General features: G+C 65.8%; 12 protein-coding genes and 1 pseudogene. 10 read left to right on the top strand and 3 right to left on the bottom strand.

Going from position 1 to position 16,632, the window contains the following annotated elements; translation table 11 throughout:
- Nucleotides 1-102 precede the first annotated feature (102 nt).
- From X268_RS29780 to X268_RS29740, 9 genes are all read left to right on the top strand, one after another.
- Nucleotides 103-2,427 (top strand): TonB-dependent siderophore receptor, encoded by a 2,325-nt coding sequence (locus tag X268_RS29780; RefSeq protein WP_128928245.1) that lies wholly within the window; start codon nt 103-105, stop codon nt 2,425-2,427.
- Nucleotides 2,428-2,429: 2 nt separating this feature from the next.
- Nucleotides 2,430-3,611, top strand: a complete 1,182-nt coding sequence (locus X268_RS29775) for a PepSY-associated TM helix domain-containing protein (protein WP_128928244.1) — start codon at nt 2,430-2,432, stop codon at nt 3,609-3,611.
- A gap of 90 nt (nt 3,612-3,701) precedes the next feature.
- Nucleotides 3,702-4,934, top strand: coding sequence for a rhodanese-like domain-containing protein (locus X268_RS29770; RefSeq protein WP_164937995.1), 1,233 nt, complete (start codon nt 3,702-3,704; stop codon nt 4,932-4,934).
- A 332-nt stretch (nt 4,935-5,266) separates the two neighbouring features.
- A complete protein-coding gene (gene serA, locus X268_RS29765) occupies nt 5,267-6,511 on the top strand; it encodes a phosphoglycerate dehydrogenase (RefSeq protein WP_128928242.1) in 1,245 nt (414 codons plus the stop codon).
- 81 nt (nt 6,512-6,592) lie between these two features.
- Nucleotides 6,593-8,254, top strand: coding sequence for a tannase/feruloyl esterase family alpha/beta hydrolase (locus X268_RS29760; protein ID WP_164937994.1), 1,662 nt, complete (start codon nt 6,593-6,595; stop codon nt 8,252-8,254).
- Nucleotides 8,255-8,303: 49 nt separating this feature from the next.
- Nucleotides 8,304-8,768 carry a MarR family winged helix-turn-helix transcriptional regulator gene (locus tag X268_RS29755; RefSeq protein ID WP_128928241.1) on the top strand — a complete coding sequence of 155 codons (465 nt, stop codon included), beginning with the start codon at nt 8,304-8,306 and terminating at the stop codon, nt 8,766-8,768.
- 13 nt (nt 8,769-8,781) lie between these two features.
- A complete protein-coding gene (locus X268_RS29750; protein ID WP_128928240.1) occupies nt 8,782-9,552 on the top strand; it encodes an enoyl-CoA hydratase in 771 nt (256 codons plus the stop codon).
- Between the two features lie 111 nt (nt 9,553-9,663).
- Nucleotides 9,664-11,745, top strand: a complete 2,082-nt coding sequence (locus X268_RS29745) for a methyl-accepting chemotaxis protein (RefSeq protein ID WP_128928239.1) — start codon at nt 9,664-9,666, stop codon at nt 11,743-11,745.
- A gap of 131 nt (nt 11,746-11,876) precedes the next feature.
- Entirely contained in the window at nt 11,877-12,815 is a 939-nt protein-coding gene (locus X268_RS29740; protein WP_128928238.1) for a dihydrodipicolinate synthase family protein, read from the top strand.
- 205 nt (nt 12,816-13,020) lie between these two features.
- Here the strand turns inward: X268_RS29740 and X268_RS29735 are convergent, their stop codons facing one another.
- From X268_RS29735 to X268_RS29725, 3 genes and pseudogenes are all read right to left on the bottom strand, one after another.
- On the bottom strand, nt 13,021-13,719 hold the full coding sequence (locus X268_RS29735) for a DUF1045 domain-containing protein (protein WP_128928237.1): 699 nt from the start codon (nt 13,717-13,719) through the stop codon (nt 13,021-13,023).
- A gap of 18 nt (nt 13,720-13,737) precedes the next feature.
- Nucleotides 13,738-14,930: pseudogene (locus X268_RS29730) on the bottom strand (alpha-D-ribose 1-methylphosphonate 5-triphosphate diphosphatase).
- Nucleotides 14,927-15,595 (bottom strand): transferase hexapeptide repeat family protein, encoded by a 669-nt coding sequence (locus tag X268_RS29725; RefSeq protein WP_128928236.1) that lies wholly within the window; start codon nt 15,593-15,595, stop codon nt 14,927-14,929. Before X268_RS29725 ends, X268_RS29730 begins: the two are co-directional and overlap by 4 nt.
- 174 nt (nt 15,596-15,769) lie before the next feature.
- On the opposite strand from X268_RS29725, the gene phnC reads away from it, so the two are divergent.
- Nucleotides 15,770-16,579: a phosphonate ABC transporter ATP-binding protein gene (phnC, locus tag X268_RS29720; protein ID WP_128928235.1), complete on the top strand. Its 810-nt coding sequence runs from the start codon at nt 15,770-15,772 to the stop codon at nt 16,577-16,579.
- Nucleotides 16,580-16,632 lie beyond the last annotated feature (53 nt).

Genomic DNA, 16,632 nt, shown 5'->3' with positions numbered 1-16,632 from the left:
CAACACTAGAGCGATTCAACTCCGCCTACGGTTCTCTTCGCGCACAGCGACTGTTAGACGCGCCAGCTTCAATGCTGCGTCTGACCTGGAAGTGAATCGAACGTGCCTGCTCATCTGGATGGCCTGTGTATCAACGGCCGTCGAACCCGCGCCGGCAAGAGCCGGGCGGGTCTTCTCATCGGAGCGGCCGTGCTGCTCGCCGAATGTCCCTCGAGCACGACGACCGCGCAGGCCCAATCAGCCCTGCCGCCGGTGACGGTGGAGGCACCGGCACCCCGGTCGAAGCCGGTGCGCGCGTCGGACCCTTCTTCACGCCCGACGCAGACCGCGCGCCAGCGCAACCGCAATCCGGCACCTGCCTCGCCGACGCTCTCGGAGCGAGCGGCCGCGGAAGCCGCCGCGCAACAGGTCGCAAGGCTCGGCTATCGTGCGATGCCGAGCGCGACCACGTTGCGCAGCGGCGCCTCGCCGCTCGACACCTCGCAGGCCGTCAATGTCGTGCCCGAGCAGGTGCTGAAGGATCAGCTCCCGCGCAACATCGACGATGCCCTGGTGAATATCAGCGGCATCACCCAGACCAACACGCTGGCCGGTACTCAGGACGCCGTGATCCGCCGCGGGTTCGGCGACAATCGCGACGGCTCGATCATGCGCAACGGCATGCCGCTGGTGCAGAGCCGCAGCCTCAATGCCGCCGTTGAGAGCGTGGAGGTGCTGAAGGGGCCGGCCTCGCTGCTCTACGGCATCATGGACCCCGGCGGCATCGTCAACACCATCAGCAAGCGCCCCGAGCTCTATCAGCATGGTTCGGTCATGCTGCTCGGCTCGGCCTTCAGTGCCTCGAAGACCGGTGCTGACGGCACGCTCGACATCACCGGTCCGATCGGCGACCAGGGTCTCGCCTATCGCTTCATCGGATACGGCGTCAGCGAGGATTATTGGCGCAATTTTGGCCGGCATCGCGAGATGCTGGTGGCGCCGTCGCTCGCCTGGTACGGCCAGGACACCACGGTTCAGCTCAATTACGAGCACCGCGAGTTCATCTCTCCGTTCGACCGCGGCACGGCCTACATCAACGGCGTGCCGCTGGCGATCCCCGCGACGCGTCGTCTCGACGAGCCCTACAACAACATTTGGGGGACGTCCGACCTGATTCAGGCCTCGGTCGAGCATCGCCTCAACCAGGACTGGAAGGTGACCGCCGCTTACAGTTACAACACCGAGACTTTCAGCGCCAACCAGCTCCGCATCACCGGCGTCAACGCGAAGACCGGCGTCGAGACGCGCAGCAATGACGGCACGCAGGGCTCGCTCAGCAATTCGAGCTACGGCACGTCCTACATCTCGGGCGGGTTCTGGCTCGGTGACATGCGCAACGACGTGCTGTTCGGTGGGGACGGTCAGTACCGTACGATCTACCGCGACAATCTGATCCGGCAGGCGGCGCCCTCCTTCAACGTCTATAATCCCGTCTACGGCCTGATCGGACCGGGTGCGACGGTGTCGAACAGCGACAGCGCCCAGACCGACAAGCTCGGCCAGTGGTCGCTGTTCTTCCAGGACACGCTGCATCTGACGGAGCGGTTCGCGCTGGTCGGCGGTGTGCGTTACATGGACTACGACCAGATCGCCGGCCGCGGAAAGCCGTTCATCACCAACACCAACGTGTCGGCGGATGCGGTGCTTCCCCTCGGCGGGGCGATCTTCAAGCTCACCGACCAGATCTCGCTCTATGCGAGCTACTCGCAGTCGCTGAAGCCGAACTCGACCATCGCTCCGCTGAGCAATGGCGGTGGCGTCGTGCTGGGATCGAACATCGCCCCCGAGGAGGGAACGCAGTACGAGACCGGCGTGAAATTCGATCTCGACAAGCGCCTGTCGGGCACGATCGCCGTCTACGATATCGAAAAGCACAACGTGCTGGTCAGCCAGCTCGACACCGCGACGGGCTTCAACGTCTATACCGCGGCCGGCAAGGTGCGCTCGCGCGGCCTCGAGATCGACGTGACCGGCCGGCTCTCCGCCAATTGGAGCATGATCGGAAGCTATGGTTACACCGATGCGCGTGTGACCGAGGATCCGACCTATGCCGGCAAGCGATTGCAGAACGTCGCGATGAACACGGCTTCGCTCTACCTGGTCTACGATTTCGGCACGGTGCTTCCCGGCCAGCTCAGGCTCGGCGGCGGCGCCCGCTATGTCGGCGACCGGGCCGGCGATGCGTTGAATAGTTTCGTGCTGCCGTCCTATGTCGTCGCCGATATCTTCGCGACCTATGAGACGAAGCATCAGGCATTGCCGGTTGTCTATCAGCTCAACGTCAAGAACCTGTTCGACACCGTCTATTACACATCCGCACAGAACAATCTGGGCGTCGCCATCGGCGATGCGCGGCGGGTATCGCTGTCGGCGACGGTGAAGTTCTAGCGATGTCGGGGCTGCGGGGGCACACGATCAAGGCGGTCCTGTTCCAGGTCCATTCCGTCGCGGGGCTGGTGCTCGCGCTGCTGCTGTCCCTGATCGCGCTGACCGGCGCGATCATGAGTTTCGAGGACGAGATCATCGATCATCTCAACGCCGGCATCATGCAGGTCGCGCCGCGTCAGGCGCCGGTGCTGATGCCTGACGCGCTGGTGACACGGCTGAAGGCGGCGCAGGACCTCGGCAAAGTCTCGGCCGTCACGTTGTCGAGCGATCCGTCGGCAGCGGTCCATGTCCGTTTTGCGCGCGACGAGCGGGGAGATCGTCCGACCTCGCTTTATGTCGATCCCTATGATGCGCGCGTGCTGGGCTCGCCTCGCGGCGAGGCGTTCTTCGCGACCGTGCGCCGGCTGCATCGCTGGCTGCTGATTCCCGGTGACGGCAAGGGCTGGGGGCGCCCGATCACCGGCGCGATCGCGCTCGGTCTGATCATCATGCTGGTCTCGGGTCTCGTGCTGCGCTGGCCGCGTCGTGCGGGCAGCGTGAAGATGTGGTTGAAACCGAACCTCGCGCTTGGTGGGCGCGCCTTGCATCGCTCTCTGCACACCGTGATCGGCACCTGGGTCCTGCCGATCTATCTCGCCATGACGCTCACCGGACTGTATTTCTCCTTCGAATGGTACAAGGACGGCGTGGCCTGGCTGCTGGCGCGTCCGCACGTTGTCGCAGCGAAGATGCCCGCAAAGCCGCCGCGTGCGGCCAACTCCGAGCCGGTGCCGTCAATCGGATTCGATCCGGCATGGACGACGTTCCTGCGCGAGGAGGGCGATCGGTTCGCCAGGGCCTTGCTGACGCTGCCGGGCGGACCGGGCACGACGATCCGCATCCGGTCGTGGGGGAAGTCCTCGTTGCTCGAGACCACGCGCGACGAATTCCGCATCGACGCCGTCACCGGCCAGCTGGTCGCCGCGGAGCGCTTTACCGACAAGACGTTCGGCGAGAAGATCATCGCGGCCATCTACGACATCCATCGCGGCGCGATCCTGGGCTGGCCGGGCAAGTTCGCCTTCATGCTGGCCGCGATCCTGATGCCGTTGTTTTCGGTCACCGGCATCCTGCTCTATCTGTCGCGCCGCAAGCTGCGGCGCCCGGCACAGAAGCCGCTCGGGCGGCTCGTTCCCGGCGAGTGAGCCGGCAAGGCTAGCCAACGCGCTGAGGCTAGCCAACGCGCTTCTAATCGTTCAAAAGCCCAGGGCCTGTCCTTCCCTAGGGTCCACGTCATGAAGCTTCCCACCGTCACTCCCGCCGACATCCGCCGGGCGCTGCTGCTGCGAGAGGAGATAGCGCTGCTCGATCTCAGATACGAGGCGGGCTTTGCGACCGGGCATCCGCTGTTCGCGGCCAACATGGCCGTCGACCGGATCGAGATCGAGGCCGAGGCGAGGCTGCCGCGCAGGGACGTGCCGATCGTTCTCTACGACGACGGTGAGGGGCTGGTCGCCGCTGGCGCCGAGCGTCTGGCGGCGCTCGGCTATACTGATATCAGCGCGCTCGACGGCGGGTTGAAGGCCTGGCGCGCGGCAGGCTTTGAGGTCTTCGAGGACGTCAATTCCTATTCCAAAGCGTTCGGCGAGCTGGTCGAAGCGCGGCGCCACACGCCCTCGTTCAGCGCCGACGAGGTGGCCAAGCTCATCGCGGACAAGGCCAACATCGCCATTCTCGACGTTCGTCGTTTCGACGAATATGCGACCATGAACATTCCGGGCTCGGTCAGCGTGCCCGGCGCGGAGCTGGTGCTGCGGGCAGGACAAGCCGCCCCGGACCCCGAGACCACCATCATCGTCAATTGTGCCGGGCGCACGCGCTCGATCATCGGCACCCAGTCGCTGATCAATGCCGGCGTGCCCAACAAGGTGCGGGCGCTGCGCAACGGCACCATCGGCTGGACGCTGGCGCGGCACACGCTCGACCACGGCGCCGACAGGCGCGGTGCGATCGGGCCGTTCCAGGGTGGTCCCGCCAATGCGCGCGATGTCGCCTATCGTGCCGGCGTTCGCCATATCGGTGCGAGCGAGATGGCCGCGCTCGTCGCGCAGACGGATCGCACGCTCTATCGCTTCGATGTGCGCGATGCGGAAGAGTATGCGGCCGGCCATCTCCCGGGCTTCCGCCATTATCCGGGCGGGCAACTCGTGCAGGAGACCGACATGGCCGCGCCGGTGCGCGGGGCGCGCATCATCCTGACCGACGACAGGAGCGTCCGTGCCGACATGACGGCATCCTGGCTGGCGCAGATGGGCTGGGAGGTCTATGTGCTGGAAGGCGGTTATGACGGCGCGCTCGAGGTCAGCCCGCCGCGCGTGCTGCCCAAGCCGGATCCGGCCCACCGCTACCGCCGCCCCTATGAAGGTACCGACGTCGCGGAGAAGGCGATGCAGGCCTATCTCGATTGGGAATACGGCCTCGTCGAGCAGCTCCGCCGCGACGGCACGCACGGGTTTTACGTGATTTGACGGCTGTGCAAGCGCGACCCGAGCACTAATCCATCACCGTCACCCTGAGGTGGCCGCCTCTTGAGCGGCCCTCGAAGGGCGACGGCCCGGCTCTCTCCACGCGGCTGTAGCGGGGCCGTGCATCCTTCGAGGCTCCCGGCGCGATGCTTAGGCATCGCGCCACTCGCGCCTCAGGATGACGGACGGCAGTTTGTTGCGCGCAAAAGACGGCGCCGGTGGGATGCCAAGCACATCTCACGTTCTGCCATCTTCTCCCCGTATCCCACCCCTATTGTGCTGGGCCTCCTCCGCAGTCTATGAGCTGCGGGAAAATCGTTGCTTACGGAGATTCCATGTCAGCCCCAGGCCATAGCCCGGAGCGGAGCGCGAAGGCGCTGTTGCTCGAAGGCGTCAATGATAGTGCTGTGGACCTTTTCAGGAGCGCGGGCTTCGCCAACGTCGAGCGGCTGACCAAGGCGCTGGACGGTGAGGATCTGCGCCGCGCGCTCGACGGCGTGTCGTTGCTCGGCATCCGCTCGCGCACCCAGATCACCGATGAGGTTCTCGGGGCCGCCAACCAGCTGCTCGCGGTCGGCTGCTTCAGCGTCGGCACCAATCAGGTCGATCTTGCAGCGGCGCGCAAACGCGGCATTCCCGTGTTCAACGCGCCGTTCTCCAACACGCGCAGCGTCGCCGAGCTCGTGATCGGCGAGATCGTGATGCTGCTGCGGCGGATCTTCCCGCGCTCGGTGTCGGCCCATGCGGGCGGCTGGGACAAGTCGGCGACCGGCAGCCGCGAGGTGCGCGGCCGCACCCTCGGCATCGTCGGCTACGGCAATATCGGCTCGCAGCTCTCGACGCTCGCCGAAGCCATCGGCATGCGCGTGATCTATTTCGACCGCACCGACAAGCTCCGCCATGGCAACACCGAGCCGGTCGAGAAACTGGAAGAGCTGCTGGCGCAGAGCGACATCGTCAGCCTGCACGTGCCGGAGACGCCGGAGACCGCAGGCATGATCGGCGAAAAGGAGCTGCGGGCGATGAAATCAGGCTCGTTCCTGATCAACAACAGCCGCGGCACCGTGGTCGATCTCGACGCGCTCGCGCGCGCCTTACGCGACGGCCATCTCGCCGGCGCCGCCATTGACGTGTTTCCGGTCGAGCCGTCCTCGAACGCGGAGCGTTTCAACAGCCCGGTGCAGGGCCTCGAGAACGTCATCCTCACTCCGCATATCGGCGGCTCGACCGAGGAGGCGCAGGAGCGCATCGGCGGCGAGGGCGCGCGCAAGCTGGTCGACTATTTTATCACGGGCTCGACCATGGGCGCGGTGAACTTCCCGGAAGTGCAGTTGCACTTGCGTCCCTCCGGCGCACGCTTCAGCCATGTCCATCGCAACGTGCCCGGCATGCTGCGGCGGCTCAACGAGGTCTTCCTCCAACGCGACATCAACATCGCTGCGCAATACCTGGAGACATCGGGCGATCTCGGTTACGTCGTGCTCGATGCCGATCTTGGCGGACAGGATTCGGCGACGCTGCTGCAGCAGATCCGCGGCCTTGACGGCACGGTCGGCGCGCGGCTGGTGTTCGAGCACTAGCGGTCCTTATTGACGGTCGCCAGGAGGTCGCATTCAATGCGATCTCCTGACGGATCGAACAAACAAAACCGGGTGGAAACGATGACGCTGACAAGAGCGAAGCTGTGCGCATGGCTCGCGGGCACAGCGGCGGCCCTGAGCGCGAACTCCGCTTTGGCGCTGACCTTGGCGGAGGACGCGGAAACGGTCTGCAAGGGTCTCGTCGGCGGCACTGATGCCGTGAAGATCGATTCCGCAGCGTTGCAGGCGCCCTCGCAGCTTGCCGTGGCCGAACGCGGGCCGACACCGTCCGGCCGCATCGCGCCGGCCAACCCTGCCTTCTGCAAGGTGCTCGGCCATATCGACCCCGTCGATCCCAAGGCGCCGCCGATCAAATTTCAGGTCAACCTTCCCGTCGAATGGAACGGTCGCTCGCTGCAATATGGCGGCGGCGGATTCAACGGCGTGCTGATCACAGGCCTTGCGCTGCCGCCGGCCTATCCCTTCGACAAGCCGTCGCCGCTGGCGCGCGGCTTCGTCACCTACGGCACCGATTCCGGCCATGAGACGAAGCAGGGCGAGCCGCCGCAGGTGTTTGCGTTGAACGACGAAGCCTTCGACAATTTTGCCCATCGCTCCTACAAGCGCGTGCGCGATGCCGCGGTTGCGCTGATGGAGCGCGCCTACGGCAAGAAGCCCGAGAAGATGTATTTCATGGGCTCGTCCGAGGGCGGCCGCGAAGGCCTCACCATGGCGCAGCGTTATCCCGATGATTTCGATGGCATCTTTGCCCGCGTGCCCGTCATCAACTGGGTCGGCCTGCAGCACGCCGGCACGCGTTCGGGTCTCGTCACCATGGGCGCAGGCTGGATCAATCCGGCGCAGGTCAAGCTCGTCGGCGAGGCTGTGCGGGCCGCGTGCGACAAGGCCGACGGCTCCGACGATGCGCTGGTGCAGGATCCTGTCGGCTGCAAGGCGGCCTTCAAGGTTGAGACGCTGCGCTGTGAGGCCGGCAAGACCGGCGATCAGTGTCTCACCGATGCCCAGATCAAGGCGATCGAGACCCTGCACGGGACCTACAAATTCCCGTTCGCGCTCGCCAATGGTCTCGATGACTATCCGGGCTGGGGCGTGTCGGGCGAGGATACGCCGGCGATCGGGCCGACCGGTGGCTGGGTGGCGTGGTGGCTCGGCACCGCGGCGCCGGCGCAGCCGCCTGCGCCCAACAACGGCATCGCCTGGATCTACGGCGCCGGCGGCATCCAATACGTGTTCGCGCGCGATCCCAAGCTCGACGTTACCACCTACAAGGTGGAGGAGCACAAGGCGCGGCTGCTTGAAGTGTCGAAGCTGATGGATTCGACCGATCCCGATCTCAGCCGTTTCCGCGCCCGCGGCGGCCGTCTGATCATGCTCGAGCACATGGCCGACTACGCGCAAAGCCCCTATGCCGGCATCCGCTATTTCGAGAGCGTCGAGCGCAAGATGGGCAAGGCCGAGACCGCCGAGTTCGCGCGGCTCTACACCGCGCCCGGCGTCGACCATGTCGGATCCGGCGCACCGGCCAATGTCGACATGCTCAGCGTGCTGGTCGACTGGGTCGAGAAGGGCAAGGCGCCCGGCGATCTCGAAGTGGCCGAGCAGAAGGTCGAGGCGCCGTCCTTCGCGACGCTGCGCGCGCTGCCGCTGTGCCGTTGGCCGGCCTGGCCGCATTACAAGTCCGGACCGGTGACGGAGGCGGCCAGCTTCACCTGCGCGCCGTAAGCGACAAGGCCAGTTTGACAATGAGCGTGCGTCCGACTATCTATTTCGCATGCGAAATAATAACGTCGACGCGCGGCATCCTCGGCTGATCTATCTGCTCAACGTCGCCCAGCGCCGGCTGCAGCGCTGGATGGCGGCGCGGCCGGACAACGAGGTGACGCCGGCGCAGGCGGGGCTGTTGTTCATCCTTGGCAAGCAGGACGGCGTCCTGATGGGCGAGGCCGGCGCGGCGCTCGATATGGGGCCGGCCGGCATTTCCGGCCTCGTCGACCGGACCGAGGCTGCGAAGTTGATCGAGCGGCGGGCCGACCGCGAGGACGGACGCGCCTGGCGCGTTTGGCTGACGCCGAAAGGGCGCACCGCACTGGCGCAGGCGAAAGCTGCCGCCGTGGAAGTCAACGCTGCGCTGACGGACGGATTCACGGCTGCGGAGATCGACATCGTCGCGCGCTGGCTGACCAGCATTCAGGACAAGTTTCCGAGATCTTCAGAAACAAGACATTCAGACGAATAGAAGGAGCAGAGCCATGACCGAGCATGTCCGGATCGAGAAAACCGATGGAATTCTCACCCTTACGCTGGCGCGTCCCGACAAGAAGAACGCGCTGACGGATGCGATGTACGGCAAGCTCGCTGATAGCATCGAAGCTGCCGAGCATGATCCGTCCGCCCGCGTGATCCTGATCCGCGGCGAGGGCGACATGTTCACCGCCGGCAATGACGTTGGCGAATTCGCGGCGGTCGCAGCCGGCAAGTCCGAAGGCAGCCGCAACGTCATCCGCTTCATCCAGTCGCTGGCACGCTGCACGAGGCCGCTGGTTGCCGCGGTGCAGGGCCGCGCCGTCGGCGTCGGCACCACGATGCTGCTGCATTGCGACCTTGTCGTGCTCGCCGACAACGCGCAATTGTCGACGCCCTTCGTCAGCCTCGCGTTGGTGCCGGAGGCGGCGTCCAGCCTGTTGATGCCGGCGCGCATCGGCTACGTCCGCGCCTACGAGATGTTCGCGCTGGGTGAGACCGTGCCGGCGCAGGCCGCGCTGCAATGGGGCCTCGCCAACCGTGTGGTGCCGCTCGACCGACTCGATGCCGAGGCGCTTGCGCTGGCGCAGCGTCTTGCCCGCCAGCCGGCCGGTGCCCTCACGGCCACCAAGCGCTTGATGCGCAACGGCGAGGCGTTGGTCGCGCAGATGCAGGCCGAAGGCGAGCAGTTCGCCCAGCGCCTGCGCACCGCCGAGGCGCGCGAAGCCTTCACGGCCTTTGCCGAGCGCCGTCCGCCCGATTTCACCAAGGTTGCGTGAAGCCGGTGGCTCCCTCCTAGAGGCCTTCGATTAACATTTGTTATAAGTTTAACCGAACTTTGGCATGTATCGGTGCAAGGTGACCGCTCGTGGAGAGTAGGTCCCCGGCCCATGTCAATTTTTAAGAAATCGGTAAGCAAGCTGCTTCTTGTCCTGATGGCGCTTTTGGCCGTCGGCGCGCTGACCAGCACGGCGATCCAGATGATCGGCGCCTTCAGCCGCTACAGCGACAGTCTGGAGACCGAGCGGCTCGCTGCCGCCGACAAGGCGATCTTCCACGGCGTGCTCGCGCTACGCACCAATCGCGGCGACGCCCAGAGCGCGCTGCTCGGCGAGGACGATCCGCGCGCCAAGCTCGAAGCTGCGGAGAGGGCCGAACAGGCCGGCTATGATTCCATCGCCGCCGCCCTCCCGACCGTCGAATTCGCGCGCCGAGATGAATTCGCCGGCACGCTGAAGCAGCGCTGGGCCGACGCCGCGCCGCAATTCCAACTCTTCTACGACGAGGCCAAGCGTCCGCGCGCGGGACGCAAGATCGAGCGGACCAATTCCTGGTACGATGCCGTCACCAAGGTGATCGACACCGCGAACCTTGCCTCGACCGCGGTGTCGAACCGCGCCTGGATGAACGACCCCTATATCGCGCGCATGATCCAGGTCCGCCGCTTCGCCTGGCAGATCCGCGATCGCTACGGCATCCATTGCTCGTCCCTTCGCTCGAACGTCAACAGCAGCAAACCGCTCGACGACGCCCAGAAGCGGTCGGTGGCGCAATGGGATGGCACGATCACCTCCGGTTGGGCAGGCCTCGCCGAATTACTGGCGGCGCCTGACGTGACGGCGGAACTGGTGACCGCGGCCAACGACGCCAAGGCCAAGACCGATGGCGCCCTCAAGCAGATCAACGAGATCACTAAGAATCTTGACGGCAGCGGCAAGCCCGCGCTCCCCGCTGCGGAATGGAATACGCTTTGCCAGGCACCGTTCCCGCTCATCGTCGGGGTCGCCAACAAGGCCCTCGACCAGTCCATCGCGCGGGCGGAAGCCGTGCAGGCGAAAGCACTCACCAATCTCATCGTGCAGTCCTTCGCGTTCCTGCTTGCGCTGGCCGCGACCCTGGCGGGCGTGTACGTGGTGCGCAATCGCCTGATGCACCCGGTGCGCGCCATTCTCGACGCCATCGCACGCATCAGCGCGCATGACTATGCGACGCCGGTGCCGCAATCCCGGCATCCCGACGAGTTCGGCACCATGGCTGCCGCGCTCGAAAGCCTGCGCGAGAGTGCGGCAACCGCCGAGCGGCTCGGTCGGGAACGCGAATCGCAACAGGCGCTCCAGCTCGCCCGCTCCGGGACTGTCGATGCGGCCTGCCGCAGCTTCGACGACACCGTGCAGGCGGTGATCCAGAGTGTCGGGGCCTCGACGCGGGAGCTCGACGCCACCGCGACCGGCGTGCGCTCGCTGGGTTCGCAATCGAGCAGCCAGACCGCGGCGGTCTCGTCAGCGGCCGAGCAGGCCACCAACAATCTCGAGACCATCGCGGCTGCGACGGAAGAGCTCTCCGCATCCGTCGGCGAGATCTCCGCGCAGGTGCAGTCCAGCGCTCGCGAGGCCCGTGAAGCCGTATCGCAGGCCGAGCAGACCAATGCGACGGTCGAGATCCTCGACCAGACCGCCAGCCGTATCGGCGAGGTCGTGAAGATGATCAACGCCATCGCCGCCCAGACCAACCTTCTGGCCTTGAACGCCACGATCGAAGCCGCGCGCGCGGGCGAAGCCGGCCGCGGTTTTGCCGTGGTCGCGGGCGAGGTCAAGAGCCTCGCCTCCCAGACGGCGACGGCGACGGAAGAGATCTCGCGCCAGGTCGAGGAGATTCAGGGCGCCACGGGCCAGGCGGTTGCAGCGATCCGCTCGATCGGCAGCGCCATCAGCGGCATCGATGAGAAGATGACGGCGATTGCCGCCGCAGTCGAGCAGCAGCGCGCCGCCACCACCGAGATCTCGCGCAACTTCCAGCAGGCCGCGCAAGGCACCCGCGAGGTCACCGACACCATCGGCAGCGTCGCGAGACTCAACCAGGAGACCGGTAATGCCGGCACGGTTTTGTCGGAATCCGTCAAGAAGATGTCCGCCGACGCCGACCGTCTCCGCGTCGCGGTCGAGGGATTCTTGGGCGCCGTGAAGACCGCCTAGCCGCGCCTCGTTCTTCCATCCTGATGCCCTGCGTTCGGCATTGCCGCAGGTCCCCGCGGCGGGGACATCTGTGCCGCCGCGCTCCGTGAGCGCAGCGCCAGACGCAAGACACATCAGGGATGGAGAGTTCGATGCCGGTCACCCCACACAAGGCCCAGCGCCCCTATCGCGGCGTGTTCCCGGTCGCGCCCACCATCTTCGACGAGCGCGGCGAGGTCGATCTCGAGGGCCAGCGCCGCTGCATCGACTTCATGATCGATGCCGGCTCGCATGGCATCTGCATCCTCGCGAATTTCTCCGAGCAATTCGTGCTCACCGATGCCGAGCGCGAAACCGTGATGCACGCGGTGCTGGAGCATGTCGCGGGGCGGGTTCCCGTGATCGTCACCACCACCCATTTCAGCTCGGCCGTCTGCGCCGCGCGCAGCAAGCAGGCCGAAGTTGCAGGCGCCGCCATGGTCATGGTGATGCCGCCCTATCACGGCGCGACCTTCCGCGTGCCCGAGAAGGGCATCGTCGAGTTCTTCAGGGTGCTCTCGGGCGCGATCGACATTCCCATCATGATCCAGGACGCGCCGGTGGCGGGGACGCCGCTGTCGGTCGAGCTGCTGGCCCGGCTGTCGCGCGAGTTTTCCAACATCCGCTATTTCAAGATCGAGGTACCTGGCGCGGCTTCAAAGCTCCGCAGCCTGATCGAGGCGGGCGGCAAGGACATCGAGGGTCCGTGGGACGGCGAGGAAGCCATCACGCTGCTGGCCGACCTCGATGCCGGCGCCACCGGCGCGATGACCGGCGGCGGTTATCCTGACGGCATCCGCCAGATCGTCGATCCCTATTTCGCCGGCGATCGCGAAAAGGCCAAGGCCGCCTACGAACGGTGGCTGCCGCTGATCAACTACGAGAACCGTCAATGCGGCCTGATCGCCTGCAAGGTGATGATGCAGGCCGGCGGCGTGATCAAATCGGACGCCGTGCGCCACCCGCTGCAGCCGCTGCATCCGGCAACGCGCGCCGGATTGCTGGAGTTGGCCAAGGAGCGCGATGCACTGGCGCTGCGGTGGGGGAAGTAGGTCTCTCGAATCGCCTTCTGTCGCCAAATACTCCGCTGTCGTCCCGGACAAGCGCGCAACAAGCGCGCGCGCAGATCCGGGACCCATACGCCGCAGCAGGAGTTTGGCGAGGACTCGGAGTTGCCAGCGCGTCCCATAACCGCTCCCTGTGGTTATGGATCCCCGCGTTCGCGGGGATGACACTGAGTGTGTCGCGCGATTTCGCCTAACGAGCCAGCATCCACTCGCCGATGTTGCGAAACCGCGCCTTGGCATCATCCTGCTTGAACAGCGCGATACGGTCGATCTCGAGCGTCTCGATCCGCAGCGCCGCAAACCGCGCCCTCAGCATCTCCAGGATCGGCCCGCGCCGCTTCGCATCCAGCCGGCCCGTCAGTGTCATGTGGAAGCGGAATTCTTCCATCACGTAAGGATAGCCCCAGCGATCGAGATAGTCGCGCTGCCGTTCGCTCAGCTTCTCCGGCTTGCGCCGCGCGCGATCTTCAGCCGTCAGCGCAGGACGAAACGAATCGAAATCGCGGACACAATCGGCGGCCAGCTGCTGCAGCGCCTCGACCGGCTCGGCCGGAATGACGGCAATGAAGCCGCTGATGGAATCCACAATCGGAGGGATCACGGGACGCGGCCGTGCCTTGCCGGCGAATGCCGCGCAAGCGGCCATCAGCTCCGTTTCGGTCCTGCCTGATATCAGCGCCATCGGCGCCTTCAGCGTGGCATGAAAGCCGTATTTGCGGGGATCGGCGGTGACGTCGCGCCAATCCGGCGCGACGCGCAGCGCATCTTGCGGAAACGAAACCTCGTCACCCGAATAGGCATCATAACCGAGCAGTTCCGCGCCGAATCGCGAGAGGGGGCTGTTGGGCCCAGCGGCAAAATAGATCGCGTAGCGGGGAAAACCTGTCATTGCCTCAGCATAACCAATTTATGCCGCAACGATAGCCTCGCGCGGCGTTGCTGCCGTGGTGAGCAGCCGACCCGCATCGGTGAGATGCACGAGCTTGCCGCCTGAGATCACCGCGATCAGCCGCGGCCGCAGCGGCACACTGTCGTCGACCAGCAGAATATCGGCGCGGCGACCTTCCGCGAGCATACCGCGATCAGTGAGGCCGGTTGCGCGTGCAGGCCCGCCAGAGACCAGATCCCAGGCTTCCGTCAGCGGCAGCACGCCATCGGCGGCAAGGCGGAACGCGGCGAGCAGCTGCGCGGGATAGTAATAGTCCGACGCCAGCACCGAGCAGAGCCCCTTGGCGATCATGTCGGAAGCCTTGGTCCAGCCGGTGTGGCTGGCGCCGCGCACGACGTTCGGCGCGCCGTAGACGATGGCATCGCCGTGACTTGCCGCGGCCTGCGCCGTCTCCTCGTTGATCGGAAACTCCGCGATCAAGGCGCCGAGCTCGCGAAACTCGCGGCGCATCGCGGGCGTCGCGTCGTCATGCGAGAGCATCCGCACCTCGGCCCCCCGGGCCGCGACGGCCAGCCGCGACACCGAAGCGGGCACCTCGTCGGCCCGCGACACCACGCGCTCGACCAGGCGGTCGAATTCCTCGGCCGACAGTCCGGTGCGCTCCACCATGCGGTTGCGCTTGCGCGGCTTGGCCAGGTCGGCGACCGTGCCGTCCATGTGGTCGTTGAAAGCGAACAGGTCGACGCGGCTTCAGCCAGCCATTGGGCAATCTCGGCCTCGGCATCGAGATTGTAGGTCTCGTGCCGCAGATGGAAGCGGGTGTCGGCGGCGAATTGCGGACGCTGCCGCTCGATCGCCTCCATCAGGCCGCGCGCGTTGTCCGCGCTGCGCAGGCCCGGCTCCCAGGAGCAGGTCGTGGCGTGAAACACCGTGGTGATGCCGTTGCTGATCGCTTGGCGATCGCTGTCGGCCAGTGCCACGTCGATCGGAAAGTCGACGCCGGCGCGGGGCATCATCTGCCGCTCGAAGGCATCGCCATGAAGATCGACGATGCCGGGCAGCACCAGCAGGTTGCGCGCGTCGATCGCCAGCCGTGTCCGGCCGCGAGGAGTGTCGATCGCGCCGATGTCCTGTCCGGACACCGCCAGTGACGTTTCGACCAGTTCGGCGCCGATCAGGACCCGGCCGCCTGCGAGAAAAATGTCTGTCACGCGACCGCGCTTCGTTTGCTGGGAGAACTGGCGAGAGAGCTCGTCCGTGCTTCGTATGCCGCAAGAAAATCTTCAATCCCGAGCTTGCGGAAATCGGGCAGGGCCTCGCGCAATTTGTCGTGATCCCAGTCCCACCAGGCGAGCCGCGCGAGCCGTCCGGCGATCTCCTCAGAGAACCGCCGCCGCACGATGCGAGCCGGATTGCCAGCGACAATGGTGTAGGCCGGCACATCTTTGGTGACGATGGCGCCGGCCGCGATCACCGCGCCGGTGCCGATGTTGCGGCCCGGCAGCACGATCGCGCCGTGGCCGATCCAGACGTCGTGGCCGATATGGACGTGATGCTGCCGCCGCCAGTCGAAGAACTCGGCATCGTCGCTCTCGCCCTCGAAATAGGCGCTGGAGCGATAGGTGAAATGCGCCTGAGTCGCGCGGTGCATCGGATGGTTGCCGGGATTGATCCGCGTCATTGCCGCGATCGAGCAGAACTTCCCGATCGTGGTGTAGGTGATTTGCGAATCGTTCACGACATAGGAGTAATCGCCCATCGCCACTTCATGCAAAATCGTGCGCGCGCCGACCTCGGTATAGGCGCCGAGCCTGGTCTCATGCAGCTTGGCCGAGGGGTCGATGGTCGGCTGAACCGAAAGAGCTTTGGCGGCCATGTCGAATCCGAGGGTGCGAGGGTGGGCGTTCCTCTTCGAGCGGCTTGATGACGATGTCATGACGCTGCGATGACAGGGGACGAGGTGTGTAGGATCGCCGCACCGCGACGCGCCTGTCACACAAGTGTCAAGCGCCGGCGTTAGCGGTTGGCTCCAGTTAATCTGGAGCCGTGCATGCTGGTGGTGGAAGGTCTAACGTGTCGCTTCGGCAGAAAGGCCGCGGTGGACGATGCCTCGTTTCAAATTCCCCCCGGCGGCTTCGTCGGTGTGATCGGACGATCCGGCGCCGGCAAGTCGACGCTGCTGCGGACCATCAACCGCCTGGTGACGCCGACTGAGGGCCGCATCCTGTTCGACGGGACTGACGTCACCGCGCTGCGCGGCAAGGAGCTGCGGCAGTGGCGGGCGCGTTCGGCGATGATCTTCCAGCAGTTCAACCTGGTCGGGCGGCTTGATGTCCTCACCAATGTCCTGATGGGACGACTTGCGACCATGCCGGCCTGGCGCTCGCTGTCGCAAATCTGGCCGGAGCAAGACAAGGCGCTGGCGATGTCCGCGCTCGAACAGTTCGACATTGCCTCGCTCGCCGCCCAGCGCGCCGACCAGCTCTCCGGCGGCCAGCAGCAGCGCGTGGCGATCGCGCGCGCCCTGGTGCAGCAGCCCGACGTCATCCTCGCCGACGAGCCGATCGCCTCGCTCGATCCGCGCAACACCAAGATCGTGATGGACGCGCTTCTGCGCATCAACAAGCATTTCGGCATCACCGTGCTCTGCAACCTGCATTCGCTCGATCTCGCCCGCAATTATTGCGATCGCCTGATCGGCATGGCGGCGGGGCGCGTCGTGTTCGACGGTGCGCCGTCCGCGCTGACCGATCACGTGGCGCGCGAGCTCTACGATCTCGAAGCCGCCGACGTCATGGGTGCGATGCCTGTCCCGGCGCCCGACGCCGTCCCGGCGCTCGGAACGGCTGCGGCCGCCTGAGCGGCTTCTGTTTCGCTGCAAGTCTTCGTTGCAAGTCTTCGTTGCAAGTCTTT

The sequence above is a fragment of the Bradyrhizobium guangxiense genome (genome assembly GCF_004114915.1).
Taxonomy (GTDB): domain Bacteria; phylum Pseudomonadota; class Alphaproteobacteria; order Rhizobiales; family Xanthobacteraceae; genus Bradyrhizobium; species Bradyrhizobium guangxiense.
This window is presented reverse-complemented; position numbering and strand designations above follow the sequence as displayed.

Bases quoted from the DNA above. Each gene is read 5' to 3' on its own strand.
- X268_RS29775 (WP_128928244.1), top strand. From the start codon at position 2,430: ATGTCGGGGCTGCGGGGGCACACGATCAAGGCGGTCCTGTTCCAGGTC.
- X268_RS29770 (WP_164937995.1), top strand. From the start codon at position 3,702: ATGAAGCTTCCCACCGTCACTCCCGCCGACATCCGCCGGGCGCTGCTG.
- serA (WP_128928242.1), top strand. From the start codon at position 5,267: ATGTCAGCCCCAGGCCATAGCCCGGAGCGGAGCGCGAAGGCGCTGTTG.
- X268_RS29760 (WP_164937994.1), top strand. From the start codon at position 6,593: ATGACGCTGACAAGAGCGAAGCTGTGCGCATGGCTCGCGGGCACAGCG.
- X268_RS29755 (WP_128928241.1), top strand. From the start codon at position 8,304: ATGCGAAATAATAACGTCGACGCGCGGCATCCTCGGCTGATCTATCTG.
- X268_RS29750 (WP_128928240.1), top strand. From the start codon at position 8,782: ATGACCGAGCATGTCCGGATCGAGAAAACCGATGGAATTCTCACCCTT.
- X268_RS29745 (WP_128928239.1), top strand. From the start codon at position 9,664: ATGTCAATTTTTAAGAAATCGGTAAGCAAGCTGCTTCTTGTCCTGATG.
- X268_RS29740 (WP_128928238.1), top strand. From the start codon at position 11,877: ATGCCGGTCACCCCACACAAGGCCCAGCGCCCCTATCGCGGCGTGTTC.
- X268_RS29735 (WP_128928237.1), bottom strand. From the start codon at position 13,719: ATGACAGGTTTTCCCCGCTACGCGATCTATTTTGCCGCTGGGCCCAAC.
- X268_RS29725 (WP_128928236.1), bottom strand. From the start codon at position 15,595: ATGGCCGCCAAAGCTCTTTCGGTTCAGCCGACCATCGACCCCTCGGCC.
- phnC (WP_128928235.1), top strand. From the start codon at position 15,770: ATGCTGGTGGTGGAAGGTCTAACGTGTCGCTTCGGCAGAAAGGCCGCG.